General features: G+C 74.3%; 26 protein-coding genes. 13 read left to right on the top strand and 13 right to left on the bottom strand.

The window, feature by feature from the left end; genetic code table 11:
• Positions 1-23: 23 nt before the first annotated feature.
• Positions 24-1,436, bottom strand: coding sequence for an aminopeptidase P family protein (locus R2E43_RS31690; protein WP_030865899.1), 1,413 nt, complete (start codon positions 1,434-1,436; stop codon positions 24-26).
• Between the two features lie 123 nt (positions 1,437-1,559).
• Here R2E43_RS31690 and R2E43_RS31685 point away from each other — a divergent pair, with 123 nt between their 5' ends.
• Complete coding sequence (locus tag R2E43_RS31685; RefSeq protein ID WP_332056772.1) at positions 1,560-2,543, top strand: LuxR family transcriptional regulator; 984 nt, start codon at positions 1,560-1,562, stop codon at positions 2,541-2,543.
• Between the two features lie 80 nt (positions 2,544-2,623).
• Here the strand turns inward: R2E43_RS31685 and R2E43_RS31680 are convergent, their stop codons facing one another.
• Both R2E43_RS31680 and R2E43_RS31675 read right to left on the bottom strand, forming a co-directional pair.
• The gene (locus R2E43_RS31680; RefSeq protein ID WP_003977472.1) at positions 2,624-3,187 is read right to left on the bottom strand and encodes a hypothetical protein; all 564 of its coding nucleotides are present in this window, start codon (positions 3,185-3,187) and stop codon (positions 2,624-2,626) included.
• Between the two features lie 60 nt (positions 3,188-3,247).
• The gene (locus tag R2E43_RS31675) at positions 3,248-4,861 is read right to left on the bottom strand and encodes a serine protease (RefSeq protein ID WP_332056771.1); all 1,614 of its coding nucleotides are present in this window, start codon (positions 4,859-4,861) and stop codon (positions 3,248-3,250) included.
• A 318-nt stretch (positions 4,862-5,179) separates the two neighbouring features.
• Between R2E43_RS31675 and R2E43_RS31670 the strand changes: the two genes are divergently transcribed.
• Complete coding sequence (locus R2E43_RS31670; protein WP_003977470.1) at positions 5,180-5,677, top strand: Rieske (2Fe-2S) protein; 498 nt, start codon at positions 5,180-5,182, stop codon at positions 5,675-5,677.
• Positions 5,674-6,141, top strand: coding sequence for a pyridoxamine 5'-phosphate oxidase family protein (locus R2E43_RS31665; RefSeq protein WP_198653144.1), 468 nt, complete (start codon positions 5,674-5,676; stop codon positions 6,139-6,141). The genes R2E43_RS31670 and R2E43_RS31665 overlap by 4 nt, the downstream gene beginning before the upstream one ends.
• Positions 6,142-6,291: 150 nt before the next feature.
• On the opposite strand, the gene R2E43_RS31660 is transcribed toward R2E43_RS31665, so the two are convergent.
• Positions 6,292-7,203 carry a LysR family transcriptional regulator gene (locus R2E43_RS31660; protein WP_016325742.1) on the bottom strand — a complete coding sequence of 304 codons (912 nt, stop codon included), beginning with the start codon at positions 7,201-7,203 and terminating at the stop codon, positions 6,292-6,294.
• 74 nt (positions 7,204-7,277) lie between these two features.
• On the opposite strand from R2E43_RS31660, the gene R2E43_RS31655 reads away from it, so the two are divergent.
• Positions 7,278-8,276, top strand: coding sequence for a DMT family transporter (locus tag R2E43_RS31655; RefSeq protein WP_136208813.1), 999 nt, complete (start codon positions 7,278-7,280; stop codon positions 8,274-8,276).
• Positions 8,277-8,903: 627 nt separating this feature from the next.
• Here the strand turns inward: R2E43_RS31655 and R2E43_RS31650 are convergent.
• Complete coding sequence (locus tag R2E43_RS31650) at positions 8,904-10,241, bottom strand: aminotransferase class I/II-fold pyridoxal phosphate-dependent enzyme (RefSeq protein ID WP_329432726.1); 1,338 nt, start codon at positions 10,239-10,241, stop codon at positions 8,904-8,906.
• A gap of 35 nt (positions 10,242-10,276) precedes the next feature.
• On the opposite strand from R2E43_RS31650, the gene R2E43_RS31645 reads away from it, so the two are divergent.
• On the top strand, positions 10,277-10,963 hold the full coding sequence (locus R2E43_RS31645; RefSeq protein WP_003977465.1) for a pyridoxamine 5'-phosphate oxidase family protein: 687 nt from the start codon (positions 10,277-10,279) through the stop codon (positions 10,961-10,963).
• A 46-nt stretch (positions 10,964-11,009) separates the two neighbouring features.
• On the opposite strand, the gene R2E43_RS31640 is transcribed toward R2E43_RS31645, so the two are convergent.
• The 3 genes from R2E43_RS31640 to R2E43_RS31630 all read right to left on the bottom strand — a co-directional run bounded on the left by R2E43_RS31640 (position 11,010) and on the right by R2E43_RS31630 (position 13,822).
• Positions 11,010-11,960, bottom strand: coding sequence for a DMT family transporter (locus R2E43_RS31640; protein ID WP_332056770.1), 951 nt, complete (start codon positions 11,958-11,960; stop codon positions 11,010-11,012).
• A gap of 186 nt (positions 11,961-12,146) precedes the next feature.
• On the bottom strand, positions 12,147-13,151 hold the full coding sequence (locus tag R2E43_RS31635; RefSeq protein WP_003977463.1) for an EamA family transporter: 1,005 nt from the start codon (positions 13,149-13,151) through the stop codon (positions 12,147-12,149).
• Between the two features lie 131 nt (positions 13,152-13,282).
• Positions 13,283-13,822, bottom strand: a complete 540-nt coding sequence (locus tag R2E43_RS31630; RefSeq protein ID WP_003977462.1) for a Clp protease N-terminal domain-containing protein — start codon at positions 13,820-13,822, stop codon at positions 13,283-13,285.
• 197 nt (positions 13,823-14,019) lie between these two features.
• Here R2E43_RS31630 and R2E43_RS31625 point away from each other — a divergent pair, with 197 nt between their 5' ends.
• The gene (locus tag R2E43_RS31625) at positions 14,020-14,208 is read left to right on the top strand and encodes a hypothetical protein (protein ID WP_162467732.1); all 189 of its coding nucleotides are present in this window, start codon (positions 14,020-14,022) and stop codon (positions 14,206-14,208) included.
• A 114-nt stretch (positions 14,209-14,322) separates the two neighbouring features.
• Here the strand turns inward: R2E43_RS31625 and R2E43_RS31620 are convergent, their stop codons facing one another.
• The 3 genes from R2E43_RS31620 to R2E43_RS31610 are packed head-to-tail and all read right to left on the bottom strand — an operon-like array spanning position 14,323 to position 16,863.
• Entirely contained in the window at positions 14,323-14,976 is a 654-nt protein-coding gene (locus R2E43_RS31620; RefSeq protein ID WP_011027749.1) for a PadR family transcriptional regulator, read from the bottom strand.
• Positions 14,969-15,724: an ABC transporter ATP-binding protein gene (locus R2E43_RS31615; RefSeq protein WP_003977459.1), complete on the bottom strand. Its 756-nt coding sequence runs from the start codon at positions 15,722-15,724 to the stop codon at positions 14,969-14,971. The genes R2E43_RS31620 and R2E43_RS31615 overlap by 8 nt, the downstream gene beginning before the upstream one ends.
• Positions 15,721-16,863 (bottom strand): ABC transporter permease, encoded by a 1,143-nt coding sequence (locus R2E43_RS31610; RefSeq protein ID WP_332056769.1) that lies wholly within the window; start codon positions 16,861-16,863, stop codon positions 15,721-15,723. Before R2E43_RS31610 ends, R2E43_RS31615 begins: the two co-directional genes overlap by 4 nt.
• Positions 16,864-17,036: 173 nt before the next feature.
• Between R2E43_RS31610 and R2E43_RS31605 the strand changes: the two genes are divergently transcribed.
• The 3 genes from R2E43_RS31605 to R2E43_RS31595 all read left to right on the top strand — a co-directional run bounded on the left by R2E43_RS31605 (position 17,037) and on the right by R2E43_RS31595 (position 19,830).
• Positions 17,037-18,251, top strand: a complete 1,215-nt coding sequence (locus R2E43_RS31605; RefSeq protein WP_332056768.1) for a sensor histidine kinase — start codon at positions 17,037-17,039, stop codon at positions 18,249-18,251.
• Positions 18,248-18,883 (top strand): response regulator, encoded by a 636-nt coding sequence (locus R2E43_RS31600; RefSeq protein ID WP_003977456.1) that lies wholly within the window; start codon positions 18,248-18,250, stop codon positions 18,881-18,883. The genes R2E43_RS31605 and R2E43_RS31600 overlap by 4 nt, the downstream gene beginning before the upstream one ends.
• Before the next feature lie 137 nt (positions 18,884-19,020).
• On the top strand, positions 19,021-19,830 hold the full coding sequence (locus R2E43_RS31595; protein ID WP_011027752.1) for a PhzF family phenazine biosynthesis protein: 810 nt from the start codon (positions 19,021-19,023) through the stop codon (positions 19,828-19,830).
• Positions 19,831-19,856: 26 nt separating this feature from the next.
• Here the strand turns inward: R2E43_RS31595 and R2E43_RS31590 are convergent, their stop codons facing one another.
• Both R2E43_RS31590 and R2E43_RS31585 read right to left on the bottom strand, forming a co-directional pair.
• A complete protein-coding gene (locus tag R2E43_RS31590) occupies positions 19,857-20,684 on the bottom strand; it encodes a CPBP family intramembrane glutamic endopeptidase (RefSeq protein WP_011027753.1) in 828 nt (275 codons plus the stop codon).
• Positions 20,685-20,765: 81 nt separating this feature from the next.
• Positions 20,766-22,283 carry a hypothetical protein gene (locus R2E43_RS31585; protein WP_003977453.1) on the bottom strand — a complete coding sequence of 506 codons (1,518 nt, stop codon included), beginning with the start codon at positions 22,281-22,283 and terminating at the stop codon, positions 20,766-20,768.
• Positions 22,284-22,842: 559 nt separating this feature from the next.
• Here R2E43_RS31585 and R2E43_RS31580 point away from each other — a divergent pair.
• The 4 genes from R2E43_RS31580 (at position 22,843) to R2E43_RS31565 (ending at position 25,783) form a co-directional block, all read left to right on the top strand.
• Entirely contained in the window at positions 22,843-23,427 is a 585-nt protein-coding gene (locus R2E43_RS31580) for a hypothetical protein (protein ID WP_016325749.1), read from the top strand.
• A gap of 299 nt (positions 23,428-23,726) precedes the next feature.
• Positions 23,727-23,930 carry a DUF5999 family protein gene (locus R2E43_RS31575; protein ID WP_003977451.1) on the top strand — a complete coding sequence of 68 codons (204 nt, stop codon included), beginning with the start codon at positions 23,727-23,729 and terminating at the stop codon, positions 23,928-23,930.
• Between the two features lie 230 nt (positions 23,931-24,160).
• The gene (locus R2E43_RS31570) at positions 24,161-25,231 is read left to right on the top strand and encodes a LacI family DNA-binding transcriptional regulator (protein WP_003977450.1); all 1,071 of its coding nucleotides are present in this window, start codon (positions 24,161-24,163) and stop codon (positions 25,229-25,231) included.
• Between the two features lie 132 nt (positions 25,232-25,363).
• Complete coding sequence (locus R2E43_RS31565; RefSeq protein WP_003977449.1) at positions 25,364-25,783, top strand: TOBE domain-containing protein; 420 nt, start codon at positions 25,364-25,366, stop codon at positions 25,781-25,783.
• Positions 25,784-25,829: the final 46 nt, after the last annotated feature.

Below are 25,829 nucleotides of genomic sequence, written 5' to 3'. Positions count from 1 at the left end.
GGTCCGGGAGTCCGTCCGCGGGCTCAGCCCGCGAAGCGGGCCATCCAGGCCTCGACCTCGTCGGCGCTGCGGGGCAGGCCCGCGGACAGATTCTCGTGGCCGTCCTCGGTGACGACGAGGTCGTCCTCGATCCGGACGCCGATCCCCCGCCACTCCTCGGGCACGGTCAGGTCGTCCGCCTGGAAGTACAGGCCCGGTTCGACGGTCAGGCACATGCCCGGCTCCAGCACGCCCTCGACGTACTCCTCCGTGCGGGCCCGCGCGCAGTCGTGGACGTCCAGGCCCAGCATGTGACCGGTGCCGGCCATGGTGAAGCGGCGCTGCAGACCCAGTTCGTACGCCCGCTCGGCGGGGCCCTCGATGAAGCCCCACTCCACCAACCGTGCCGCCAGGTGGCGCTGGGCGGCCTCGTGGAAGTCGCGGTACGCGGCGCCCGGCTTGACCGTGGCGATCCCGGCCTCCTGGGCCTCGTACACCGCGTCGTACACCTCGCGCTGGAGCGGCGTGAAGGTGCCGCTGATCGGCAGGGTGCGGGTGACGTCGGCGGTGTAGAGGGAGCGCGTCTCCACACCGGCGTCCAGGAGCAGCAGGTCTCCCGGGCGGACCGGGCCGTCGTTGTCCGTCCAGTGCATGATCGTGGCGTGCTCGCCTGCGGCGCAGATCGTGCCGTAGCCCACCGCGTTGCCCTCCAGGCGTGCCCGGCGGAAGAAGGTGCCCTCCAGCCACCGCTCCGACGAGGCGACGGCCCGGGACAACTCGCCCACCACGTCGGTGAAGCCCCGCACCGTGGAGTCCACCGCCTTGCGCAGCTCCCCGAGTTCCCAGGCGTCCTTGACCAGGCGCAGGTCGCTCAGCACGTCCTCCAGCTCGGCGTCGCGCTCCTCGTCGGTGGTGACGGCCGCCTCCAGGGCGGGGTCGATCCCGCGCACGATCCGGGTCCGCACCTCGCTGACGGCGGCCAGGTCGGCGGCCGCCGTGCGCACGTCGCGGCACGGCAGGCCGAGCACCCGCTCCGACTCGGCCAGCGAGCGGCGCCGGCCGGTCCACAGTTCGGCGTGGGCGCCGGTCCAGAACTCGTCGTCGTCGCGGCTGTCCCGGGGCAGTTGGTAGCAGTAGGCGTCGTGGCCGCCGTCCGGGCGGGGTTCGAGCACCAGGGCTCCGTCCCGGGCCTGGTCTCCGGTCATGTGCACGTAGCCGGAGTAGGACCGGAAGGGGTAGGTGTCGTCGTTCGAGCGGACCTTGAGGTTCCCCGAGGGGACCACCAGCCGTTCGCCGGGGAACCGTGCGGAGAGCGCGGCACGGCGGAGGGCCGCGTACGGGGCCTGCTCGGCGGGCGCGAGGTCGTGCCGCTCCGTGTCCGCCCAGCCGGTGCGCATCAGTGCGGACAGCTCCGCCGAGAGCGTGGGGTACAGGCTGTTCTTCCGACGGTTCGACACGTCGTGCACCTTCTTTCGCTGGACTTCCGCCGGACGCTACCGCGTCCCGGCGGGCCGCGGGGCTCAGGAGTGCCAGTGGCACCGATCGGCCACCACGGGACCGGTCGGGCCGATAATCGCCTCATGGCGAACGAGAAGCTCGGCGAGTCCCTCCGCGTACTGGGGCTCGACCCCACGGCCTGCCGGGTCTACCTGGCCCTGCTGGAGCTGTCCCCCACCCCGCTGGAGGCGATCGGCGCGGCGACCGGCCTGAGCGGTGCCCGGCTCGCCGCGGCGTACACCACGCTGGCGGACACCGGTCTGGCCAGTGCGGCGGCCGGGGGCGCGGACGTCGTGGCGCCGGTGCCGCCCGCGGCGGGCCTGGAGGTGCTCGCACGGCATCGGGCGGCCGAGCTGGAGGAGTCGCGCATCGCCGTCGGGGGCGCGTTCGAGTCGTTCCGTCGTCGGCGCCTCGCCGCCTACAACGACGGCCTCGTCGAGGTCGTCACCGGGGAGGACGTCGGTCCGCGCATGCGCCACGCGTGGGCCAGTGCCCGGGAGCAGATCCGGCAGTTCGAGTCCCCGCCCTACGTCCACCTGGCGGGCGCGACGGACGACGCGCTCGCGACGCTGGCCCGCGGGGTGACCCAGCGCGTCGTCTACGCGCGCGAGTCGCTGGAGCGGCCCGGTCAGCTCGAGAACGTCATCGAACCGTGTATCGAGGCGGGTGAGCAGGCCAGGGTGCTGCCGTCGGTGCCGGTCAAGCTGCTGATCATCGACGAGGCGTTCGCGCTGGTGTCGTTGTCGATCAAGGACGCGGACGTGCACAACACCATGCTGGTGGTGCAGCCCTGCGGTCTGCTCTCCGCGCTGGCGGCGCTGTTCGAACAGACCTGGCGCGACGCCGTCCCGCTGCACGGTCCCGCCGCCCGCCCCGCCGGGCTCCCGGCGGCCGACCGTCGGCTGCTGCGGCTTCTGGCCGGCGGCGCGACCGACGAGGCCGCCGCCCGCGAGCTGGGAATCAGCCGACGCACGCTGTTCCGGCGGCTCCAGATCCTCATGGCCCGCCTCGGCGCCGCGAACCGCTTCCAGTTGGCCCTGCAGGCCCAGCGCGCGGGCTGGCTGTGAGCCCGGACCGGCCGTGGCCGCCCGCGCGTTCTCGCGGGCGGCCACGGCGGTGACGCCGGTCCGGTCCCGGACGCCGGTCGTCAGCACATCTGCGTCTTCATGACGTCGTAGGGGCTGTTCCAGCTCGCGCAGCCCACGGCACTGTGGTCGTACCAGTTGTGTCCGAACTCGTGCGCGGAGAGCAGGGCGAAGTCGCGCACCATGGTGGACAGCGCGATACGACCGCCGTGGTTCCAGTTGCAGCCGACGGCGTTGGATATGCCGCAGCCCGCCACGTAGCCGTTGGTGCAGGAGACGGGGGTGCCGCCGGAGGCGGTTTGGACGCCGCCTCCCCAGTAGTCCGCGCCGGCGGCGATCGCGTTCTCGTAGCCCCGGCACGAGGCGGTGATGTGGTAGTACCAGCTCGCCCGCGCGACGCCCGCGGACTGCTTCGCCGGGGTCCGCTGCGCCGGTCGCGCCGTCGCCGGAGACCCGGCCCGGTCGCCGGTGAGCGAGACGCCCTCGGTGGCGGCCGTGACCCCGGCGGACGCGGCGGGCGGGCCGGGGACGGGGGCCGTCGACTCGGCCGCCTCGGCGGTGAAGGGCAGGGCCGCCAGCAGGAGGGAGGCCAGGAGCGCTCCGGCTCCCCGCTTGAGCACGGACATGTCATGTCCTTTCGGGTGTGGGGGTGGGGCAAGGGGGATGGGGTGAGGAGAGCGGGCGGCTCAGAACCGGAGCGACCAGGCGTCGACGTGGCCGGTGTCGTTGACCCAGTTGTCGCTCACCCGGAGCTTCCAGGTGCCGTTCGCGGGCTTGCCGGAGGCGTTGACCGCGAACGTGCCCCGGACGTCGTCGGTGCCGTCGTAGGCCGCGTAGTCCTTCAGCAGGAAGACGTCGCCGTCGGGGGCGACGAGTTCGACCCGGAGGTCGCCGCGGTAGGTGTGGCGGATGTCGACGGTGACGGAGAGGTCGGCGGGCGCGTTGCCGCTGACGCCGGTGACCGTGAGGGGGGACTCGACGGTGGCCCCGTCCCGGATCGGGTAGTCGTCGGTGTTCTCGAACCGCTCGCCGTCGGTGGGCGGCTGGGTGTCGTCACCGGTACCGGTGAACAGCAGGCGGTTGGGGGACCCGTTGCGGGGGTCGGTGACCTTGCCGGACGTGGCGTCCGCGACGAGCCGGTCGCGGACCTGGGCGGGAGACCAGTCCGGGTGGGCCGACAGCAGCAGGGCGGCCGCACCGGCGACGTGCGGCGAGGCCATCGAGGTGCCGCTGTCGGCACGGGAGGCGGAGTCGCCCGCGTTGGAGGCGGAGACGATGGTGTCGCCGGGGGCGAAGATGTCCAGGCAGGAGCCGTAGTTGGAGCCCTGCCCGTTCGACCAGCCGCTGGCCCGGGCGTCGCGGCTGTCGGTGGCGCCGACGGTGACGGCGGCGGGGGTGGAGGAGGGCGAGTACGAGCAGGCGTCGGCGTTGTTGTTGCCGGCCGCGACCACCCAGGTGACGCCCGAGGCGACGGAGGCGTCGACGGCGTCGTTGACGGACTGGGTCCGGCCGCCGCCGATGCTCATGTTGGCCACCGAGGGGCCGTCGGCGTTCCTGGTGACCCAGTCGATGCCCGCGAGGACCGGTGCCCAGGTGTTGCCCGAGGTGCCCTGGCAGTTGAGCACACGGACGCTGACCAGCCGGACGTCCTTCGCGACGCCGTGCGAGGCGCCGCCGACGGTGCCCGCCACATGGGTGCCGTGGCCCTGGCAGTCGGAGGCGTTGGAGTCGTCGTCGATGAAGTCGTAGCCGCTGACCGCGCGGCCGCCGAAGTCGTTGTGGCTGAGGCGGACTCCGGTGTCGACGACGTAGGCGGTGACGTCCGGGGCACCGCCCGGGTAGGTGTAGGAGCGGTCGACCGGCAGGTCGCGCTGGTCGATGCGGTCCAGGCCCCAGGAGGGCGGGTCGGGCTGGGTGCCGACCGCGTAGGCCACGGCGTCGGCCTCGACGCGGGCGACCGACGGGTCGGCGGCGAGTTCCTCGGCCCGCCGCTCCGTCATCTTCACCGCGAAGCCGCGCAGGGCGGTGGTGTAGGTGTAGCGCAGGCTGCCTCCGTGGCGTTTGGCCAGCGCCTTGGCCGAGGCGGGTACGTCGGCTCTGGCGACGTTGTCCTTGAGGGTGACGATGTAGGAGCCCTCGACGGCTCCGGCGCGGTCGGCCCCGACGATGTGGCCCCGGTCGTCGGGCGGTACGGGGGCCGCCGCTCCGTTGGCCGCCGCGGCACCTACCAGCAGGGCGGACGTGGCACCGGCGGCGAGCAGCCCCCGTATGGCACGGGCGTCGAACTTCCTGAGTTTCATGGGCATCTCCGTGGGATGTCGTGCGCATGACAGACCAGTGCAAGCCACCTTTCGCGTCGTTCACGCCTCCCGGGGCGCGGATCGGTGCGACGGCGTCTCGCGGAAGGGAACCTAGGCACCGGCCCGGCGCGCGCCTATCCGGGCGCCACGGGCACGGACACGCAAGTAATTGCGGCGCCCGGTACGGCTCGGCGGGTTTCACGCGGAGTTGCCCGGCGGCCCGTGGGCGAGGGACGGCCGCCGGCCTTGAACAACAAGCGCCGCGGGGCCGTACCTCTCGGCAGATCATCACGCGTCCACCCCGGAAGGGACCCCAGCATGACCAGCGCACCGTTTCATCCCGCAGCGGGACCGGCCCGTCGTACCGTCGTGGCGGCGGCCGGGGCGGCGGGACTCACCGCCGTGCTGGCCGCCTGCTCAGACTCGGACGACGGCGCGTCCGGCGACGGCGGCACCGCTCCCTCCGGCAGTCCCTCCCAGGAGGCGGGCGGCGGCGGTTCGGGCGGCGGCGAGAACGCGGGAGCCGGGGCCGCCCTCGCGGCGACGGCCGACATCCCCGAGGGCGGCGGGAAGGTCTTCCCCGATCAGAAGGTGGTGGTGACCCAGCCCGCGGCGGGCGACTTCAAGGCCTTCTCCGCCACCTGCACCCACCAGGGCTGCGCCGTGAAGAGCGTGGCCGACGGGCTCATCAACTGCCCCTGCCACAACAGCAGCTTCTCGATCACCGACGGCAGCGTGCAGGGCGGTCCCGCGCCCAAGCCGCTGCCCGCCGTGCAGATCACGGTCAGCGGGGACTCGATCCGGCTGGCCGGATGACCGTGACGCAGCGCCGGGGGCGCCGGATCATGATGACGCCCGGCGAGCTGGAGGCGTTCCTCACCGCCCAGCGCACCTGCCGGGTCGCCACCGTCTCGGCGGACGGCGCCCCGCACGTGAGCACGCTCTGGTTCGTCTGGGACGGTGCCTCGATGTGGCTGTACTCGGTCGTGCGCAGTCGGCGCTGGGCGGACCTGCGGCGCGATCCGCGGGTGGCGATCGTCGTCGACACCGGCGAGGAGTACGACGAGTTGCGGGGCGTGGAGCTGTCCGGCCGGGTGGCGTTCGTGGGCGAGGCGCCGCGCACCGGTGAGCTGTGCGCCGAACTCGACTTTCCGGAGACGCTGTTCGCCCGCAAGAACTTCGGCCTCCAGGAGATGCCCCACGACGGCCGGCACGCCTGGCTGCGGCTGACGCCGGAGAAGGTGGTCTCCTGGGACTTCCGCAAGCTGGCGCGGGTGTAGCCGGGTGCCCGGGTGTAGCCGGGTGCCCGGGTGTAGCCGGGTGCCCGGCCGAGAGGCGTCCGTACAGCCGGGCGCCCGCCCGAGAGGCGTCGGTATTGCCCGGCGCCGCCCGGAGTGGCGCCCGCCCGCCCGGCACCTGCCCGCCCGGTCTCACCCCGCCTCGCCCACCTCCCGCGCCGCCGCCCGCAGCGCGTCCACCGCCGCCCGGATCGACGGGCGGCGGTCGGCGTCCGCGCGCCAGACGACGTACACGTGCCGGCGCACCCGCTGCCTCAGCGGCACCGTGACGACCGCGGCGGGCATCGGATGGCGGCCGAGCAGGGGGGCGATGCACACGCCGAGCCCGGCGGCGACCAGCCCGAGCTGAGTGTGGGTCTCGGCGGCGCGATGGCCGACGATCGGCTCGATGCCCTTGGAGCGCAGCGTGAACATCAGCCACTCATGGCAGAACTCCCCCTCGCCCCACGTGATCCACTCGTCCTCGGCGAACTCCGCGAGGTCCACCTCGTCCCGGCCGGCCAGCCGGTGGCCGACGGGCAGGGCGACGTCGGCGGGATCGTCCAGGAGCGGCGCCTTGACGAGTCCGTCGGGCAGTGGCATCGGCTTGTTGTACCAGTCGAGCACGACGGCCAGGTCCAGGTCGCCGCGCACCACGCCGTTGATGCCGCGCTCCGGCTCCAGCTCCGAGGAGCGGATGCGCAGCGCGGGGTGCTCGGCGCGCAGGGCGGCCAGCGCGGCGGGGAAGAGTCCGCGGGCGGCCGTGGGGAACGCCGACAGCCGCAGCTCGCCCGCCACCTGTCCGCGCTGCGCCTCCAGGTCGGCCTGGGCCAGCTCGACCTGGGAGAGGATGCGGGCCGCGTGCTCGGCGAGCAGCCGGCCGGCGTCCGTGAGGCGTACGCCCCGCCCGTTCTTGGCGAGGAGCCGCTGCCCGGCCTCGCGCTCCAGCTTGGCCATCTGCTGGGAGACCGCCGAGGTGGTGATGTGCAGGCCGGCCGCGGCGCCGCTGACCGATCCGTGCCGGGCGAGGGCGTCGAGGGTCCGCAGGCGCTCCAGGTTCAACATGTAAGCGATACTACGAGGTATTCCGTGCGAATTCTCGATTGTGCTACGAGGACGACTGCCTCATCGTTGCCTGCATGAGCAGCGTCCCGTCCCCCTCCGCCCCTTCCCCGGCCCGCCGCGTCCTCGACTGGCGGCTGCGCTTCGGACTCCTCTCCCTCGTCTGGGGTTTCAGCTTCCTCTTCATGAAGGTGGGCACCGAGAGTTTCGCCCCGTTCCAGGTCACGCTCGGGCGGCTGGCGTTCGGCACGGCGGTGGTGGCCGCGGCGATGGCGGTGAAGCGGGAGCGGCTTCCGCGCGGGGCGTGGACGTGGCTGCATTTGACGGTCGCCGGGTTCCTCCTCAACGCGCTGCCGTTCTCGCTGTTCGCCTTCTCGGAGCTGACCATCCCGTCGTCTCTCGCGGGCATCTGCAACGCGACCTCACCGCTGTGGGGCATGGCCCTGTCACTGGTCGCCCTGTCCGAGGACCGGCCGACGCGCCGCCGGGTGGCAGGGCTCGGCATCGGCTTCCTCGGCGTCCTGACCGTGCTGGGCGTCTGGCAGGGGTTCCACGGCCTCGACGTCACGGGCACGGCGCTGGCCCTGCTGGCCTCGTTCAGCTATCCGGTCGGCTGGATCTACGTCCGCCGCACGCTGGCCGGCTCCAGCCACTCCCACCTGTCGCTGACCGGTGCCCAGCTGGGCCTGGCCACGCTGCAACTGGCAGTGGTGACCCCGCTGTTCACCTCGGTGCCCACCAGCTTCCCGGTACTCCCGCTGCTGGCGGTCGCGGCCCTGGGCGTGCTCGGCACCGGGCTCGCCTTCCTGATCCAGTACGACCTGGTCGCCGAGGTCGGCCCGACGACGGCCCAGATGGTCACCTACTTCACCCCGGTCATCGCGACGGCCGCGGGCGTCGCCCTGCTCGGCGAGTCGCTGTCCTGGTCGACCCCGGTCGGCGCGGCCGTCGTCCTCGCCGGCGCGGCCCTGACCCAGTCCCGGCCCAGGGCGAACCGGGCCGGGACCGCGCCCGCGCCCGCGCCCGCGCCGGAGACTCCGGGAACGACGGGGGTACGACAGGGCTCGCGGGTCTGAGCGGGGCAAGACTCCGGGCGGGCGCCGCATCGCGCCCCGGTGGGACAGCTCGCCGGATCGCCCACCACCCGTACCGGGAGCCACCCGCCTCCGGGTTCGCCGGGACCGTTCGCCGCGCCCCGGAAGGGCCCTGGGGCAGCTGGGCAGCACCCCCGGGCGCGAGCGCGGGCACCACGCCGTCCGGCCGACCGGACGACGACGCGGTACGGCGCGACGGCACCGGACACCCTGCCGGGCCCCGGCCCGGCTCGGCTCGGCACCCACCGCACCCGTACCCGCACCCGCGCCCGGGGGCACTTACCGGCCCCGCGCCGCGCCCCGGAAGGGCCCTGGGGCGGCACCCCCGGGCGCGAGCGCGGGCACCACGCCGTCCGGCCGACCGGAGGACAGCTCGGTACGGCGCGAAGGCACCGGACACCCCGCCGGGCCCCGGCCCGGCACCCACACCGCACCCGGGGGCACTTACCGGCACGCCCCGCGACGAGACCCGGGGGCGCCCCCACGACGCATCGCTCCGACCGCCGAACAAGCACGGCACCCGGCGCCGAGGCCACGGGCGCCGGCCGGCACCCGGGTCCCTCCCGAACCCCGCATCGGACGTAGCTCCGTGGCGGCCCCGCCCCCGCCTCAGACGTAGCTCCGCGGCGGCCCCGAACCCGGCCCGGTCGCCGCGGCGACCGCCTCCGCCAGCGGTCCGAGGTCGTCCTCCCCCAGCGTCGAGACCGTGATCCGGATGCCCGGCGGCGCGCCCAGGCGGAAGCGGGCCCCGGGGGCGACCGCCCAGCCGGCGTGCAGGAGCCGGGCGACGGCACCCGTCTCGTCCGGCACCGGGATCCACACGTTCATGCCGCTGCGGCCGTACCCGGTGACCCCGTGTTCCGCGAGGGCGCCGAGGAGCCCGTCCCTGCGTCGCCCGTACACCCCCGCCACCGCACGGGCGTCCACCGCGCCGTCGGCCCACAGCCGGGCCACGGCCCGCTGGGTGATGCGGCTGACCCAGCCGGGGCCCAGCCGCTGCCGCCCGTGCACCCGGTCGAGCGTGACGGGGTCCCCGGTGAGCACGGCGAGCCGCAGGTCGGGACCGCAGGCCTTGGCCGCGGAACGGACGAGGGCCCAGTGACGGGTCGTACCGGCGAGGGGGTGCAGCGGCAGGTCGACGATGCCGTGGCCGTGGTCGTCCTCGATGAGCAGCGTGCCGGGGTGCTCGCGCAGGACGGACCGCAGCGCACGCGCGCGTACCGCGCCCACCGCGGCGCCGGTCGGGTTCTGCGCACGGTCCGTGACCACCAGGGCGCGGGCACCGGCCGCCAGGACCCGCCGCACGTCCTCGGGCAGCGGCCCCTGGTCGTCGACGCCGACGGGGACCGTGCGCAGGCCGAGCGCGGGCACCAGGTCCAGGAGGCTGCCCCAGCCCGGGTCCTCGACGGCGACGGCGTCACCGGGCCTGAGATGGGCCGCGAGGACCCGCTCCATGGCGTCCAGGGAGCCGGACGTCACCATCACGGGCCCGCCCGGCACACCGTCGGCGTCCAGTTCGGCCCGCGCGACGCGGGCCAGCTCCGGATCCACGGGCGCGTGCCCGTACAGCACCGGTTCGCGGTCGCCCTGCGCGGCCGCCACGGCGAACACGGGGCCCAGCGCGGGCAGCAACGCCGGGTCCGGATTGCCGTCGGACACGTCGCGCACACCCGCGGGCACGTCGACGCGGATGAACTCCCGCCCGGTGGTCGCCGGTTTCGCGCGCACCCGGCTGCCCCTCCGCCCGGCCGTCTCGATGACCCCGCGTTCCCGCAGGGTGCGGTAGGCGGCGGCGACGGTGTTCGGGTTCACCCCGAGCCGCTGCGCCAACTCCCGCATCGGCGGCAGGGGTTGCCCCGGCTCCAGCTCTCCCGAGCCCACCGCGCGCTCGACGCTCGCGGAGATCTCCGCTGCGCCCCGCCCTGTGATCCGATACTCTCCTAGCACAAACCAGATTATGCACTAGTGCAATGGAGAACGCCATGCAGGGGACCACGGGGACGTCGTCGCAGCCCACCGGCACCTACCCGCCCACCGACCGCACCGTCCCCACCCGCTCCCCCGAGCGGGCCGCGTACGACAAGGAGCTGGTGCACGCGATACTCGACGAGGGGTACGTCTGCCACCTCGGCTTCGTCCGCGACGGCGCCCCGGTGGTCCTGCCGACGCTGTACGGCCGGGTGGGCGAGCGGCTCTACGTGCACGGCTCGACGGGCTCGCGCCCGCTGCGGATGACGGGGGCGGCCGACCCGGGCCTGCCGGTGTGCCTGACCGTGACGCACGTGGACGCGCTGGTGCTGGCCCGCTCGGCCTTCCACCACTCGATCAACTACCGGTCGGTGGTGGTGCACGGCACGGCGTACGAGGTGACGGATCCCGAGGAGCGGCGCACGGCCCTGGACGCCCTGGTCGAGCATGTCGTCCCGGGCCGCTCCCGCGACTCGCGGCCGGCCAACAAGAAGGAGCTGGCCGCCACCGCCGTGATCCGCCTCGATCTGAACGAGGTCTCCGCCAAGCTCCGCACGGGCGGGGTGAACGACGAACCGGAGGACCTCTCCCTCCCGCACTGGGCCGGTCTCGTCCCGTTGCGCAAGGGGTACGACGCTCCGGTCGCCGACCCGGCCCTGGCGCCCGGCACGGCACTGCCGGACTACCTGTCGGCCGGGTGACACCGGCCCGCACGGGCGGCGTGGGCCCCGGGAAGGGCTCCCGCCGTCACGCGGGCGCCGGCCGCGTCCTCGCCTCCCGCGCCGCCCGGGTCTCCGCCACCGCGAGACCCGCGACCGAGCCGAGCATCAGCAGCGTGCCGGCCAGGGTCGCGGCCGTGAGGTGCTCGCCGAGCAGCAGGACGGCGAGCGCGGCCGCACTGACCGGCTCCAGGAGCATGATCACGGAGACCGTCGCGGACCTGACGACGGCCGCGCCGGCGAAGTAGAGCCCGTAGGCCAGCGCGGTCGGGACGGCCGCGACGTAGGCGAGGAGCCACAGCAGCCGGACCGGTTCCGCGGTGTGCGGCACCAGGCCCTCGGCCAGGGCGAACGGCAGCAGGCACAGACTCGTGACGGCGAACGCCCCCACGGACGTACCGGCCGCGTCCGCCCCGCCGCCCCGTCCCCACCAACGGGTGAGCAGCGTCATCACCGAGTACCCGGCGGCGGACAGCAGCGCGAGGAGCACACCCGGCAGGCGGACGGTCGCGCTTCCGCCGCCGAGGACGAGCACCAGGAGCCCGGCGAGGGCGCCGGCCACGGCCGCGGCACCCCCCGCTCCCAGCTGTTCCCCGAGGGCGAGGCGCGCGCCGAGGGCGATCAGTACGGGCCCCGCGCCGAGGGTGACCACCGTGGCCACGGCTAGCCCGGTGGACTGCACGGCGGCGAAGTAGGCGGTCTGGAACACCGCGAGCCCGACACCGGTGACACCGGCCCGAAGCGTCTTGCGGGCGAACGGTTCGCGGACCGCCGGGCGCACCCGCGGACGCAGCGGGCGGGCGGCGAGCAGCAGCACGAGCCCCACCGCGCAGCGCCAGAACGACAGGGCGACGGGCCCCATGTCGCTGGCTCGGTAGACCAGCGAGGCGGCGGCACCGGCGGTGCCCCAGGCGACACCGGCGACGATCAGATAGAGGAGGCCACGCCCTACGGGCAGGCCGGAGACGGCATTCGACACGAGTTCTCTCCGCAGACGCGCACGAGGCGCGGAAGTTCGGGGCGGCCCGGAACGACCGGGGCGCGAGGACTTTCGTCTGCGGGCAGCACCGTCCGGCCCGGCGACAGCGCGCCGGGCTCGCTACAGGGCCCGCCTCAGGCGGCCGGAGGCGGGAGGACGAGTGCGTCGGAATGCATGATCCGCACCCTAGGTCGACGTTCCCCGGCTCGACAACTCCCTTTCGGGACCGCCCCTGGCCACCGGGTCCGCGGAGCCCTTCGCCGGGGTCGAGGACTGGGCGATGAAGGCGCCCGCCAGCACCACGATGCCGCCGACGACCTGCGGGGCGGAGAGGTGCTCGCCCAGCAGCACCCACGCCAGGACGGTCGCGATGACCGCTTCCAGGCACGCCACGACTCCGGCGACCTGCGGCGACAGCCGACGTACGGCCACGATTCCGGTGACGTAGGCGAGCACCGTGGCGATGAGCACGATCCAGGCCAGCAGCAGGGCGGCGGCGACGGGCGTGCCGTCCATGGGTGCCGAGCCGGCGAGGACGGACCAGTCCATCGACCAGGGCCGGGCGACGACGGTGAGCACGGCGGCGCCGACCAGCAGGCCGTAGGCGATGACGCCGAGCGGGTCGGGCGCCTCCTCGCCGGCGTCGCTGCCCTGGTCGGACAGGACGAAGTAGCCGACCTGGCAGCAAGCGGCGCCGAGGGCGAGCAGCAGTCCGAGGGCGTCGAAGCCCAGCCCCGACCAGACCTCGACCACGCAGGCGAGGCCGCCGACCGCCAGGACCACGCCGAGCGCGGCGGCCCGTGTGACCGGCCGCCGTTGCACGAACCGCACCCAGCCGAGGACCAGAGCGGGCGCCAGGTACTCGACCAGCAGGGCGACGCCGACGGGGATGCGCGAGATGGCCGCGAAGTAGCACGCCTGGACACCGGCCACGGCGAACAGTCCGTACCCGGCGACCAGCGCGGGACGGCGGCGCGGCAGGGCGCGGTGGCGCACGGCGAGCGGCAGCATCACCAGGGCCGCGCCCGCGACGCGCAGCCAGACCACGTGGAGCGGATCGAGCCCGGCCTCGATGAGCGGTTTGGCCGCGACTCCAGAACCTCCGAAGGCGACCGCGGAGGCCAGTGCCAGGCCGAGCCCGGTGCCCTTGCCGCGGCTGCCGCGGGCGCTGTCAGACGTATGCACCGGCACATGATGACAGGGGTCGACATGACCGTCACCCCCGATGACACCTGTCTCACCGACTGGACGGCGCCGTGGCGCACGCGCGAGAGGGACGAGGGAAAGGACGCGGGAAGGACGACGGAAGGGTGCGGCCGGGCTCAGGGCGTCGGCTCGAAGTGGCTCTCCACTCGGGCGAGCACGGCGTGCGGCTCGACGGCGGCGCGGGCCAGTACCTCCGCGGCGCGGGTCCGCGGGTCCGCGACCAGGGCGGCGAGCAGGTCCGGGCCCCCGGCCCGGGCCGCCCCGCGCCGGACCGCCCGTGCGCACGCGTCCTCCATGGCCGCCGCGGCGGGCGGGGAGAACCCGGCGGCTCCGGTCACGACGGGTACGGCGCCGGAGTCCTCGACGGAGCTCTGCCAGCGCAGGCCGTAGCCGATGCTGCGCTGCACGAGGTAGCCGAGGACGCGGACGACCCGCGGACCGTCCCCGAGCAGTTCGCGGGAGTCCGCGTCGCACTCGAGCAGCGAGTGCAGCAGATGGGCGGTGTCGATCTGCCGGTCCCCGTCCCGCACCGCCCGGCGGCGGGCGCCGGAGACCGCCGAGGTCAGTTCCACGCCGAACCGGTCCTCGAGGTCGGTGCCGTCCGGCCACCGGCCGCCTTGCTCGCCGGCCGACTGCCGGGGGATACGGGGTTGCACATCCCCAGCTCATCAGTCCCGCGGAGCCCGGTCATCCCCGAAGGGAAGCATTTCGCCGTCCCACGCGGAGTGGACCAGCCCGGACAGATCTCCTCCTTGCGGATGAGATCAGGCCGTTTCGGCCCGGCGGGCGCGCGCCGCCTTGCCACACGCCCCCTGGGGCAACCGAAACGTACCCTCGCGGGTCGAACAGGGGCATGAGGAGCAGGTGCTGGCTGGTGGCGCTGCCCGCCGTCGACGGCAGGCAGTACGTGTACCGGGTGGACGCCCCCGCGGAGGCGCTGCTCGCCGACCTGTTCTGGGAGGCGTGGCACTGCCACGACGAGAGCGCCTTCCCGCGCGCGTGGGACGTCTTCGACGCGGCGGTGATACGACGGGTCGACTGAACACCCTGGGAACACCCCGGGGACGCCCCGCAGGCCGCGAACGTCCCCGTACGCGAAGGTGCCCCGCGGATCCGCTCCGCGGGGCACCTTCGTCCGCACCGGCACTCGCCCGTGTCAGTCCTCGTCGGCGAGGATCAGGTACAGCTTCTTGCGGGCGTCGCCGATGACGGCGAGCGCCTTCTCCCGCTGCTCCTTGCTGCCGGTCTTCCAGACCTGGCCGAAGGCCTCCATCAGCCCGAAACCGGCCTGGCGGATGTCGTTGAGGGCCTCCCAGTCGACGCCTCGCGAGGCCTCCTCCCAGGGCGCCTCCGGGCCTTCCTCGGCCGCGGTGCGGCCCGCCTCGGTGAGCGCGAAGAGCTTCTTGCCGCCCTCGCTCTCACTGGCGATCAGCCCCTCGTCCTCCAGCAGCTGGAGGGTGGGGTACACCGAACCGGGGCTGGGCTTCCACGCCCCGCCGCTGCGCTCGGCGATCTCCTGGATCATCTCGTAGCCGTGCATCGGCCGGTCCTTCAGGAGGGCCAGGATCGAGGCGCGTACGTCGCCCCGCCGCGCCCTTCCCCTGGGCCCGCCGCGCCCTCGGCCGCCCCAGGGACCCCCGTGGCCGAAGCCGGGCCCGAAGGGCCCGCCGGGGCCGCCGCCGGGACCACCCGGGCCGAAGGGGCCGAACGCCGCCCGCCGACCGTCGAAGCCGCCGCGGCCGAAGGGCCCGCCCTCTCCGTGGCCGGGGCCGTGTCCACCGTGTCCACGCTCGTATCCGTGGTTACGCATCGCCATCACTCCATTCAGTCGTTGATCTGTCGCGATGCCTCAACGATATATCGGAACGTATCGTGGTGCAAGCCCCTGCCGACGGACGGAGGCGGCCGTCGCGGACCTCGGCGATCCGGTCTGCGGCGGTGAGGTGGGTGCGGTCGTGGGTGACCAGCAGGGTGGCGCCCGCCCGCTCGTGGGTGAGGCGGGTGATCAGTGCGATGACGGCGGCGCCGCGCTCGTGGTCGAGGGCGCTCGTGGGTTCGTCGACCAGGAGGACGGTGGGGTCGTTCATCAGGGCCCGGGCGAGGGCGACGCGCTGACGCTGGCCGCCGGAGAGCTGGTGGGGGCGGCGGCCGGCCTGCCCGGCCAGCCCGACCGCGTCCAGGAGCTCCATCGCCCGGCCCCGGGCGGCGCGCGGCCTGCGGCCGTCGATCCGGGCCATCACCTGCAGTTGTTCGACGGCGGTGAGGGAAGGCAGCAGGTTGGGCTGCTGGAAGACGATGCCGATCCGGTGGCGGCGCAGAGCGGCCAGCTCGCCGCGGCTCAGGCCAGTGGTGGGGGTGCCGTCGACGGTGACGGTTCCGGCGTCGGGCGTGATGAGCGTGGCGGCGACGGCCAGCAGACTGGACTTGCCGGAGCCGGAGGGTCCGACCACGGCGGTCAGGCTCCCCCTGGGGACCTCCAGGCTGACCCGGTCGAGCGCGGTCAGGCGCTCCCCGCCGTCGGGGTAGGTGAGGGTGACGTCGGTCAGGTGCAGGCTCATCGGGCACTCCCCAGGGCGGTCAGCGGGTCGACGGAGGTGATCCGGCGGATGGACAGGGCGGCTCCGAGCGCGCCGAGGAGGACCATCACGGCGGCCGGGAGGAGCACGGTCGCGGGAGTGAGGAGGAACGGCACGGACGAGCCCGCGGCGAGGGCCCCCAGGGCGGCGGCGGCACCGGTGCCGAGCAGGGTGCCGCCGACCAGCAGGACGACGGCCTGTCCAAGGGCGTCCCTGAGGAGACCGGCGGTGGAGGCTCCGAGCGCCTTGAGGACGGCGACGTCGCCGCTGCGCTGGATGGTCCACACGGTGAAGAAGGCGCCGACGACGAGCGCGGAGATGGCGAACAGGAAGCCGCGCATCAGCTGCAGGGAGCCGTTCTCGGAGGTGTAGGAGCCGATCGCGGAGAGGGAGTCGGCGGTGGCGACGGTGGTGGTACCGGCCTTCTCGTCCACGGCCGCCACGTCGGCCGCCGAGGTGGTGCGCAGCGCGATGACGGTGGCGGTGGGGCCGTCGCCGCTCCGGCCGCCGGTGGGTCCGTCGCCGCCCCGGCCACCGGTGGCGCCGCCGTCGTCGCCGCCGGTGGGAGGCGCGGCCTTCCGCCACACGTTCAGGGTGGTCCAGACGACCGGGGTGTGGCTGAAGAAGGCGTCGCCGCGCACCTCGGCCACCCGCAGCCGCTGCCCGGCCAGGGCGAAGGAGTCGCCGCGCCGCACCCCGAGGTCGTCGGCGGCCGTGGTGGACAGCACCGCCGCGCCGTCGTCGATCCCTTCGGCGGGGGCGAGGCGGGAGCCGGGCCGCACGCCGAAGGCGGAGACCCCGGCGCTCCGGTCCCCCGCGGTGGCCTTGGTGGTGGTGATGCCGAGCGGTTCGGCGGCCTCGACGCCGGGGGCGTCGGACCACTGCCGCCACTGCCGCTCGGTGACCGTGGAGTCGGCGTACGACAGGTCCCCTCCCCCGCCGGGAGCCCGGAAGGCGATCCGGTCGGCGGGCAGGTCCGTGATGGCGGAGGTGTTCTGCCGTCCCAGTCCGGCCGTGAGCCCGGACAGCAGCCCGACCAACAGGGTGATCAGCACGATGACGGTCCCCATCAGGGCGAAGCGCCCCTTGGCGAACTTGAGGTCTCTCCAGGCGACGAACACGGCCTCGGCCTGTCCTTTCCGACGGTGGCAGCGGTACGGCTCCCACCGTCGCCGCCGGCCCCCCGCAGGCGCGTCCGGCGCAGGAGGTCACTTCCCGGGCCGGAAGGCGGCAGCCGGGTTGTAACTTTCGATGGAGGCTCCCGGGCGTCGGCCTTTCGTAGCCTGGGAGCACTGTGAACGTTTCCGCCCCCGCCCCGACCCCGACCTCCCGGGCCCTGGCCTGGTGCCTGCACCTGCTGGTCGTCGGGCTGCTCGTCCTGGTCGCCGCCCGGGCCGTGACGGACGGCCGGACCCCCACCGCAACGATCGTCGCCGTCGCGGTGGCCTGCGGCCTGGTGTACGCGGCCGGGCCGCTCCTGCCCCGGGTGCGCCTCGTCCGGCGGGTCGCCGCCTGGTGGCTGACGGCGGTGGGCGCCGTCTGGCTGGCGCTGCTGGCGCTGTCGCCCGAAGCGGTCTGGGTCGCCTTCCCGCTGTACTTCCTCCAGCTCCACCTGCTGTCGCGCCGCGCCGGCCTGGCCGCCGTGACCGCCACCGCCGTGGCGGCCGTCGCCGGGTTCGCCGCCCACACCGGCTCCTTCGGTCCGGCGATGGTGATCGGGCCGACGCTGGGCGCCGCCGTCGCCGTCGCGGTGGTGTGGGGCTATCAGGCCCTTTACCGCGAGAGCGAGCGCCGCCGACGGCTGATCGAGGCGCTGACCGCCACCCGCGCCGACCTCGCCCGGGCCCAGCACACCGCCGGCGTGCTCGCCGAACGCGAGCGGCTGGCCCGCGAGATCCACGACACGCTCGCCCAGGGCCTGTCCAGCATCCAGTTGCTGCTGCGCGCCGCCGAACGCGCGCTGCCCGAGCGGCCCGGTACCGCCGCCGGCCACGTCGTCGCGGCCCGGCGGGCCGCCGTGGACAGTCTCGCCGAGGCCCGCCGCTTCGTCGCCGCCCTCACCCCGCCCGCCCTGGAGGGCACCACGCTGGCCGACGCCCTGGAGCGCCTGTGCGCCACGGCCCGCGTCCGGCACCGGATCACCGCCCGTTTCCACCTCGCCGGTACTCCGGTCCCGCTGCCGACGGCGCACGAGGTCGCCCTCCTGCGCGTCGCCCAGTCGGCCCTGGCCAACACGGTCCGCCACGCCCACGCGGGCACCGCCGAGATCACCCTGAGCCACCTCGGCGACCACGTCGCCCTGGACGTCGTCGACGACGGCACCGGCTTCGACCCCGACGCGCTGCCCCCGCCCGACCCCGAGGCGGGCGGCTTCGGACTGGCCGCCATGCGCGCCCGCCTGGACGCCCTGGGCGGCACCCTGTCCATCGAGTCCGCGCCCGGCCACGGCACCGCCCTGGCCGCCCGGCTGCCCCTCGTCCCGCCCACCGAGCCCGAGGCCCACCCGTGACCGACAGCCCCGTCCGCCTGCTCCTCGCCGACGACCACCCCGTGGTCAGGGCCGGGCTGCGCGCCGTACTGGAGACCGAACCCGGCATGGTGGTGGTGGCCGAGGCTGCCACCGCCGAGGAGGCCGTCACGCGCGCCGCACGGGGGGACGTCGACGTCGTGCTGATGGACCTGCAGTTCGGCAAGGGGATGAATGGCGCCGAGGCCACCGCCGCGATCGCCGCCCGCCCCGGGGCCCCGCGGGTGCTGATCGTCACCACGTACGACTCCGACGCCGACACCCTGCCCGCCATCGAAGCCGGAGCCACCGGCTACCTCCTCAAGGACGCACCACCCGAGGACCTGGCCGACGCCGTGCGCACCGCCGCCGCCGGACGCACCGCGCTGGCTCCCGCCGTCGCCGACCGGCTCATGCACCGGCTGCGCACCCCCGGCACCACCCTGACCCGACGCGAGACCGAGGTTCTGGCGCTGGTGGCCGACGGCCTGTCCAACCAGGCCATCGGCCGACGGCTGCACCTCACCGAGGGCACCGTGAAGTCCCATCTGGCGCGCGTCTACGCCAAGCTCGACGTCGACTCGCGCACCGCCGCCGTCGCCACCGCGGGCTCCCTCGGCCTGATCCGGCGCTGACCGCACGCGCGCGCCGCGGAAGCCGTCGAAGCCCGCGAAGGTCCGTCGGAATCACGAAGGGCGCACCCACGAAAAGGGGGCCGGCACTCCGGGATTGGCCTTGGCCCGCGACCCGGTCCCGGCTCTAGCGTCGAGCCATGCGCATCCGAATCGTCGACGCCTTCACCGACCGGCCCTTCGCCGGCAACCCCGCCGGGGTCCTGCTCCTCGACGCCTTCCCGGACGACGACCGGCTCCAGCGGGTCGCCCTGGAGGTCAACCACTCCGAGACCGCGTTCGCCCACCGCCTGCCCGCGGGCGGCGAGGCGGACTGGGCACTGCGCTGGTTCACTCCGGCCACCGAGGTCGCGATGTGCGGCCACGCCACGCTCGCCACCGCCCACGTCCTGCACACCACCGGCGCCCACGAGGGGCCGGTGCGGTTCGCCACCCGCAGCGGCGTCCTGGTGGCGACGCCCCGCGAGGACGGCTCGTTCACCCTGGACTTCCCGACCGCGCCGCTCACCCCGGTCGAGGCACCGCCGGGCATCGCCGCGGCCCTGGGTGCCGAGCCCCGTACCGTCCTGGACACCGGGCCGAACATCGGGGACCTGCTGGTCGAGGTCGCCGACGAGGAGACCGTCCGCGGCCTGTCGCCGGACCTCGGGGCGCTGGCCGCCCACTCCGAGCGCGGCATCATCGCCACCGCCCGCGCCGAGGACCCGGCCCGCGGTTACGACTACGTCTCCCGCTGCTTCTTCCCCAACGTCGGCATCGACGAGGACCCGGTCACCGGCAGCGCGCACACCGCCCTGGCCCCCTTCTGGTCCGAGCGCCTCGGGCGTCCCGACCTCATCGGGCTCCAGGCGTCGTCCCGCTCCGGCCGGGTGCGCACGGAACTGCGCGGCGGGCGCACGCTGCTGAGCGGGCACGCGGTGACGGTGATCGACGGCGAACTGCTGGCCTGACCGCGCGGCGGCGCGGCCCCGGGCGGTCACGCCGTCGGCAGCCAGTCCACCTTCCCGGCGAGCAGCCCGTAGCCGACGAAGGCCCCGATGTCGAGCAGCGAGTGCGCCACGACCAGCGGGCCCACGCGGCCCCAGCGGCGGTACAGGTGGACGAACACGACGCCCATCACCATGTTGCCGACGAACCCGCCGATCCCCTGGTAGAGGTGGTACGACCCGCGCAGCACGGAACTGGCCGCCAGTGACGCACCCGCGCCCCAGCCGAGCTGGTCGAGCCGGCGCAGCAGGTAGCCGACGACGACGACCTCCTCCAGGACGGAGTTCTGCACCGCCGAGAGGATGAGCACCGGGTATTTCCACCACACGTCGGGCAGGGCCTCGGGCACCACGGTGAGGTTGAAGCCGAGGCCGCGCGCGGCGAGGTAGAAGGCGATGCCGGTGCTGCCGATGACGGCGGCGACGGCGGCCCCGCGGCCCAGGTCCGGCCAGGGGCGGGTGCGGTCGAAGCCGAGGGTGCGCAGACTGCGCCCCTCGCGCAGCAGGAAGTGCGCGACGAGGGCGACCGGGACGAGCGCCGTGGTGATCCCGAAGAGCTGCCAGGCCAGGTCGAGCCAGGGACGGCCGGGCGCCGCGGAGGCGTTGAGCGTGGCCGCCTGGTCCTTGAGCCCGCCCGGCCGGGTGACCGAGCCGATGAAGCTGATGAGCGCGGACACGCCGCTCGCCCCGAGCGACAGTGCGAGGACGAGCAGCGTCTCGTCACGCAGGATCCGCCGCGCGGGGCGCTCCTCGGTCGAGGACTGCTCGCCGAGTCGCTTCTGAGGGAACGCATCGTCCACCGGGCCCGCCTCCGCCATGCACACCTGCCTCCAGCTGGGACGTCACAGCTTGCCCGATCAGTATGGGGCGGCGCGCGGCGGGGGCGGGTCGGACGGCGGTCAGCCGAGCGGCACCGGTTCCGGAAGGCCCACCGGCCACAGGTGCACCGGGTCCCCCTCGCGCATCAGCTCGACGTAGCGGCGGGTCGTGGCGGCCAGCGCGGCCTCCCGGGACATTCCCGCCTCCAGCGCCCGGTGGAACGTGGCGGCCTGCCAGGACGCGCCGTTGACCCGGCGGCGGCACCGCTCCTCGATGACGCCGAGGTAGAAGTCCCGGTCGGCGGGCTCCACCCCCCACGCGTCGAGACCGGCCTCGGCGAGCGGCAGCAGCTCGTCACGGACGAGTACGGCGGCGTCGACCTCGGTGGTGCCGCCGAGGCGGCCGCGCCGGGGCCATTCGAAGCGCGCGTCGATGCCGTGGCGGCACGCGGCCTCGAAGTTGGCGGCGGCGGCCTCGAACGGCAGCCTGGTCCACACCGGCCGGGGCTCCTCGGCGAGCGCGCGCACGACCCCGTAGTAGAAGGCCGCGTTGGCGATGACGTCGGTGACGGTGGGCCCGGCGGGCAGGACGCGGTTCTCGACACGCAGGTGCGGGACGCCGTCGGCGATGTCGTAGACGGGCCGGTTCCAGCGGTAGACGGTGCCGTTGTGCAGGACCAGCTCGGACAGGGAGGGCACGCCGCCCGCGTCGAGGACGTCCAGTGGGTCCTCGTCGTCGCAGATCGGCAGCAGCGCCGGGAAGTAGCGCCGGTTCTCCTCGAAGAGGTCGTGGGCCGAGGTCACCCACCGCTCCCCGAACCAGGTGCGCGGCCGCACGCCCTGGGCCTGCAGTTCGGGCGGGCGGGTGTCGGTGGACTGCTGGAACAGCGGGGGCCGCGACTCGCGCCACAGTTCGCGCCCGAAGAGGAAGGGTGCGTTGGCGCCGAGGGCGATCTGGGCGGCGGTCACCGCCTGGGCCGCGTTCCACACGTCGGCGAAGCGGTCCGGGGTGACCTGGAGGTGGAGCTGCACCGAGGTGCAGGCCGCCTCGGGCGCGATGGACTTGGAGGTGCAGGTCAGTCGTTCGACGCCCTCGATGTCGAGGGTGAAGTCCTCCCCGCGGGCGGCCACGATCTGTTCGTTGAGCAGGGCGTAGCGGTCGACGGCGGAGAGATTGGACGAGACCAGGTCGTCCCGGTCCAGCGTCGGCAGAATTCCGATCATCGCGATTCCGGCGTCGACCTCGCCCGCCTTGCGGTCCGCGTATGCCAAGGACGTGCGGATCTCCTCGGCGAGGCGATCGAATACCCGGCCGCCGAGGCGGTGCGGGGCGATGTTGACTTCCAGGTTGAACATGGCGAGCTCCGTCTGGAAGTCACGGCTCGCGATGCGCTCGAGGACTTGCGCATTCAACATTTTCGGCATCCCGTCGGCACCGACGAGATTCAATTCGATCTCCAGCCCCATCAGGTTCTTCGGGCGGTCGAACCGCTTCTCCGCCAGAAGTCGCTCCAGGCCCGTCAGGCACCGCTGGAGCTTCTCGCGGTAGCGCTGGCGATCGGACAGGTCGAACTGACCTGCCGCGACCTTCTCCCCCATGGAAGAGTCCCTTCTCGGAGCGATGAGTGGAAGATCCGGCCGCCGCTGGCCGGTGGCCGGTCAGGTTGGATGATGCCCAGCCGAAGCGATCGATAACGTCCCCGCACCGGCCCGGCAGCCGCTACGCTGTGCCGGTGTGACCGGTGGCACATTCACCGGGCATGGCACGTCGAGCAGTTTCCCGGGCCGACAACTCGTGAAAAACGCCGACGACAATTGGCCGACCGCTCGGTGAACATTCCCCGAGGTCACCGCCGTACACCCGGTCCGGAATCCGGAGGATTCCCACATATCGACGGCCGAATGCAACCTTGTACCGGTTACCGGAATCGGCTAGCCGAAACACAGTCTGAACACATGTCGTATAAACTCCGCGGACAGGCAGTGGACCGGCTCCCACGGTCGCAGGATCCTGCCGTCGAGTTGACGCGCGGCAGGCCTCTCCCACTTCTCGGTTCCCGGACCCGGTCCCTGCCTCTCCCAGCCCTGTGAGCCGACAGCGTCGTCCGCCCAGCTCCGCCCTCGCGCCACCGTGCCTTCGAATGAGAGGCGACCCATCATGCCCCTGCGTGTCCCCCCGGCCCCCGCGCCCGCCCTGCGCTCCGTCCTCACCGCTCTCTCCTCGCCCACCGCGGTCCGCGAGGCCCGGACCCCCGCCCTGCTCGGCGCCCAGGGACCCGCCACACCCGAACTGCCGCTTCCCGTGCACGTCCTCGACCGGGTCACGACGGAGGGCGTGGCGGCGACGCGGCTGGCCGGGTGGCGGTTCCACATCCGGCTGGGCGACCGGGCGGTGGCGGCGGCGGAGACGATGCTGACCCCCGACGGCTGGGCGTTCTCGCACTTCTTCGAGGGCCCCTACGTCGCCTCGACCGAACGCGCGCTGCGGCAGGCCGAGTCGGTGCCCCAGTCCTACCAGCCGCGCCTGCTGTCGGTGCCCGAGCTGTACATGCTCACGCTGTGGCTGCACGGCGACTGCACGGCGGACGCCGGCACGGGGCACCCCGCGGCCACCGATCTGCTGGTGCCGCTGGCGCCGGCCCCGCCCGGCATCGCCGCGCACCGGCCGCACCGGGTCGCCGAACTGCTGCCGGTCCTCACGCACCGGGTGACGCCGACGCGGTTGCTGGGTTCTCCCGCCTGACCTGCCCCGCGCCCCGCTCGCCACCCCGTCGCCCGGTCACCCACCCGCGCGGACTAGCCCCATCCGGCCATGCCGAACCATCCGAAGTGACAGTGCGGTTCAGCTGAACCGTCCGCGCGGGTGATGCGTCATCAACCTGTGAGAAGCGGTGCTGCCAAATGCCTGCGGATCGAGGCCCGCGGGGCAACACTGGGTTCCGAACGACTCGACAACGGGGGGCGGCCATGAACGAGGCTTCACGCCGCAGGACAGACAACACAGCGACCTCACCCATCACCACGGACCGAGAGACCCCACTCATGTGTCAGCACCAGCCACCGTGCCCCTCAGCCGTCTCCGCCGACCGGGAGTCCGCCCGTCTCGTGGCGCACCACCCGGAGCAGGGCTGGAGCCTGCTGTGCAACGGTGTCGTCCTCTTCGAGGACACCGGTGAGCTACTGCCGGACGGTCGGGTCATCGCCCCGCACCGTCCCGTCGGCGCGGGCCTGACGACCGCCGCCTGACCACCGGCCGGGCGGGGGCGTCCCCCTGCGCCCGGTGCATCACGGGGCCGGCCCGCAGCCACGGCTGTGCACCGGCCCCCACACGTGTCCGTGGCCGGTCACTCCGCGTGGTCTGCCCGCGCGGACGTGGTGACTGCCCGGTTTCCGGGTCCGGAACGCCTTCCCCCGAGCACCCGGTTTCCGGAAGACTCCGGGGCGTCCGGCGGTCGGCGTCGGCGGAGGTGGGGGAAGTGGCAACAGACGAGGCCCGGGCCGAGACGGTCTCCGGCCGCCGGGGCAGGGTCACGATCACGGACATCGCGCGCCGCGCGGGCGTCTCGGTCCCGACCGTGTCCCGGGTGGTGAACGGCCGCTCGGACGTGTCGCCCGGGACCAGGGCGCGGGTGGAGGAACTGCTGCGCCGGCACGGGTACCGCAAGCGCGCCGCGGCGCCCGGCCGCCGGGCCGCCCTGATCGACCTGGTCTTCAACGACCTGGACAGCCCCTGGGCCGTGGAGATCATCCGCGGGGTCGAGGAGGTGGCCCACGCCGCCGGGGTCGGCACCGTGGTCTCCGCGATCCACGGACGTTCGGGCGACGCCCGTCAGTGGATGCGCAATCTGCGGGCCCGGGCCTCCGACGGCGTCGTGGTCGTCACCTCCGCCCTGGACCCCGTGCTCCACCAGGAGCTGCGGATCCTGGGCGTGCCCCTGGTGGTCGTCGACCCGGCCGGCGCCCCCGACCTGGACGTGCCCATCGTCGGCGCCGCCAACCATTCGGGCGGACGGGCGGCCACCGAGCATCTGCTGGCGCTGGGGCACCGCAGGATCGGGCTGATCGCCGGTCCGCCGCGGCTGCTGTGCTCGCGGGCCCGCCGCGACGGCTACCGCGCCGCCCTGGAGGACGCCGGGGTCGCCGTGGACGAGTCGCTGGTCGTACCCGGGGACTTCCGTCACGAGTCCGGCTTCGCGGCCTGCGCCACCCTGCTGGGCCTGCCCGAGCCGCCGACGGCGGTCTTCGCGGCCAGCGACCAGATGGCGCTCGGCGCGATCGAGGCACTGCGCCGTCGCGGGCTGCGGGTGCCGCAGGACATGAGCGTCGTCGGCTTCGACGACCTTCCGGAGGTCCGCTGGTCGGCGCCGCCCCTGACGACCGTGCGCCAGCCGCTCGCCGACATGGGCAGGCAGGCCGCGCGCGCGGTGCTCCGCCGTACTCGCGGCGAACCTGCGGACCCGCCACGGACCGAGCTGGGCACGGAGCTGATCGTCCGCTCCAGCACGGCGCCGCCGCCCCCGCCCGTCCCGGCGACACCCTCCCGCTGAGTCGTCCCGCCGATCACCCTCCCGCTCGGGGCCCGGCGTGGAAGGTCCGCGACGTCTTCGTCCCGGCGAGGCCGAGGCGACGCGGACGCACGCGTACCCGCCGCAACGCCTTCACCGGGCTACCGTGCCCCCATGAGCCTGAGCATCCGCAACCAGCTCCCCGGCACCGTCACCGCCGTCACCCCGGGCGAGGCCATGGCGACGGTCGCCGTCCGTCTCTCCGGCGGCCAGGACCTCACCGCGGCGATCACCCGGGAGGCCGCCGAGGACCTCGCGCTCACCCCCGGCACCGCCGTACGGGCCCTGGTGAAGTCCACCGAGGTGGCTCTGGCCACCGGGCGGGTGGACGGGCTGTCCATCCGCAACCGGCTGCCGGGCACGGTCACCGCCCTCACCACCGGCGCCGCGATGGCCACGGTCGCGGTCGCCGTCGAGGGCGCCGAGCTGACCGCGGCCGTCACCCGGCAGGCCGCCGACGACCTGGGACTGTCCGTGGGGACTCCCGTCGTCGCGCTGGTCAAGTCGACGGAGGTGTCGCTCGCCACGGCCTGAGACGCCGAAAGGCCCCGCCCGGACACCGCGGGCCCGGGCGGGGCCT

The organism is Streptomyces violaceoruber (assembly GCF_033406955.1).
In the GTDB taxonomy this organism is placed as follows: Bacteria; Actinomycetota; Actinomycetes; order Streptomycetales; family Streptomycetaceae; genus Streptomyces; species Streptomyces violaceoruber.
Note: the sequence above shows the minus strand (reverse complement) of the source record. Positions and strands in the feature narration are given on the sequence as shown.

Excerpts from the sequence above, each read along its gene's own strand:
- R2E43_RS31595 (WP_011027752.1), top strand. The coding sequence starts at position 19,021 with ATGCGCATCCGAATCGTCGACGCCTTCACCGACCGGCCCTTCGCCGGC.
- R2E43_RS31670 (WP_003977470.1), top strand. The coding sequence starts at position 5,180 with ATGACCAGCGCACCGTTTCATCCCGCAGCGGGACCGGCCCGTCGTACC.
- R2E43_RS31585 (WP_003977453.1), bottom strand. The coding sequence starts at position 22,283 with ATGGGGGAGAAGGTCGCGGCAGGTCAGTTCGACCTGTCCGATCGCCAG.
- R2E43_RS31685 (WP_332056772.1), top strand. The coding sequence starts at position 1,560 with ATGGCGAACGAGAAGCTCGGCGAGTCCCTCCGCGTACTGGGGCTCGAC.
- R2E43_RS31625 (WP_162467732.1), top strand. The coding sequence starts at position 14,020 with ATGAGGAGCAGGTGCTGGCTGGTGGCGCTGCCCGCCGTCGACGGCAGG.
- R2E43_RS31645 (WP_003977465.1), top strand. The coding sequence starts at position 10,277 with ATGCAGGGGACCACGGGGACGTCGTCGCAGCCCACCGGCACCTACCCG.
- R2E43_RS31655 (WP_136208813.1), top strand. The coding sequence starts at position 7,278 with ATGAGCAGCGTCCCGTCCCCCTCCGCCCCTTCCCCGGCCCGCCGCGTC.
- R2E43_RS31565 (WP_003977449.1), top strand. The coding sequence starts at position 25,364 with ATGAGCCTGAGCATCCGCAACCAGCTCCCCGGCACCGTCACCGCCGTC.
- R2E43_RS31590 (WP_011027753.1), bottom strand. The coding sequence starts at position 20,684 with ATGGCGGAGGCGGGCCCGGTGGACGATGCGTTCCCTCAGAAGCGACTC.
- R2E43_RS31615 (WP_003977459.1), bottom strand. The coding sequence starts at position 15,724 with ATGAGCCTGCACCTGACCGACGTCACCCTCACCTACCCCGACGGCGGG.
- R2E43_RS31580 (WP_016325749.1), top strand. The coding sequence starts at position 22,843 with ATGCCCCTGCGTGTCCCCCCGGCCCCCGCGCCCGCCCTGCGCTCCGTC.
- R2E43_RS31575 (WP_003977451.1), top strand. The coding sequence starts at position 23,727 with ATGTGTCAGCACCAGCCACCGTGCCCCTCAGCCGTCTCCGCCGACCGG.
- R2E43_RS31675 (WP_332056771.1), bottom strand. The coding sequence starts at position 4,861 with ATGAAACTCAGGAAGTTCGACGCCCGTGCCATACGGGGGCTGCTCGCC.
- R2E43_RS31665 (WP_198653144.1), top strand. The coding sequence starts at position 5,674 with ATGACCGTGACGCAGCGCCGGGGGCGCCGGATCATGATGACGCCCGGC.
- R2E43_RS31620 (WP_011027749.1), bottom strand. The coding sequence starts at position 14,976 with ATGCGTAACCACGGATACGAGCGTGGACACGGTGGACACGGCCCCGGC.
- R2E43_RS31680 (WP_003977472.1), bottom strand. The coding sequence starts at position 3,187 with ATGTCCGTGCTCAAGCGGGGAGCCGGAGCGCTCCTGGCCTCCCTCCTG.
- R2E43_RS31660 (WP_016325742.1), bottom strand. The coding sequence starts at position 7,203 with ATGTTGAACCTGGAGCGCCTGCGGACCCTCGACGCCCTCGCCCGGCAC.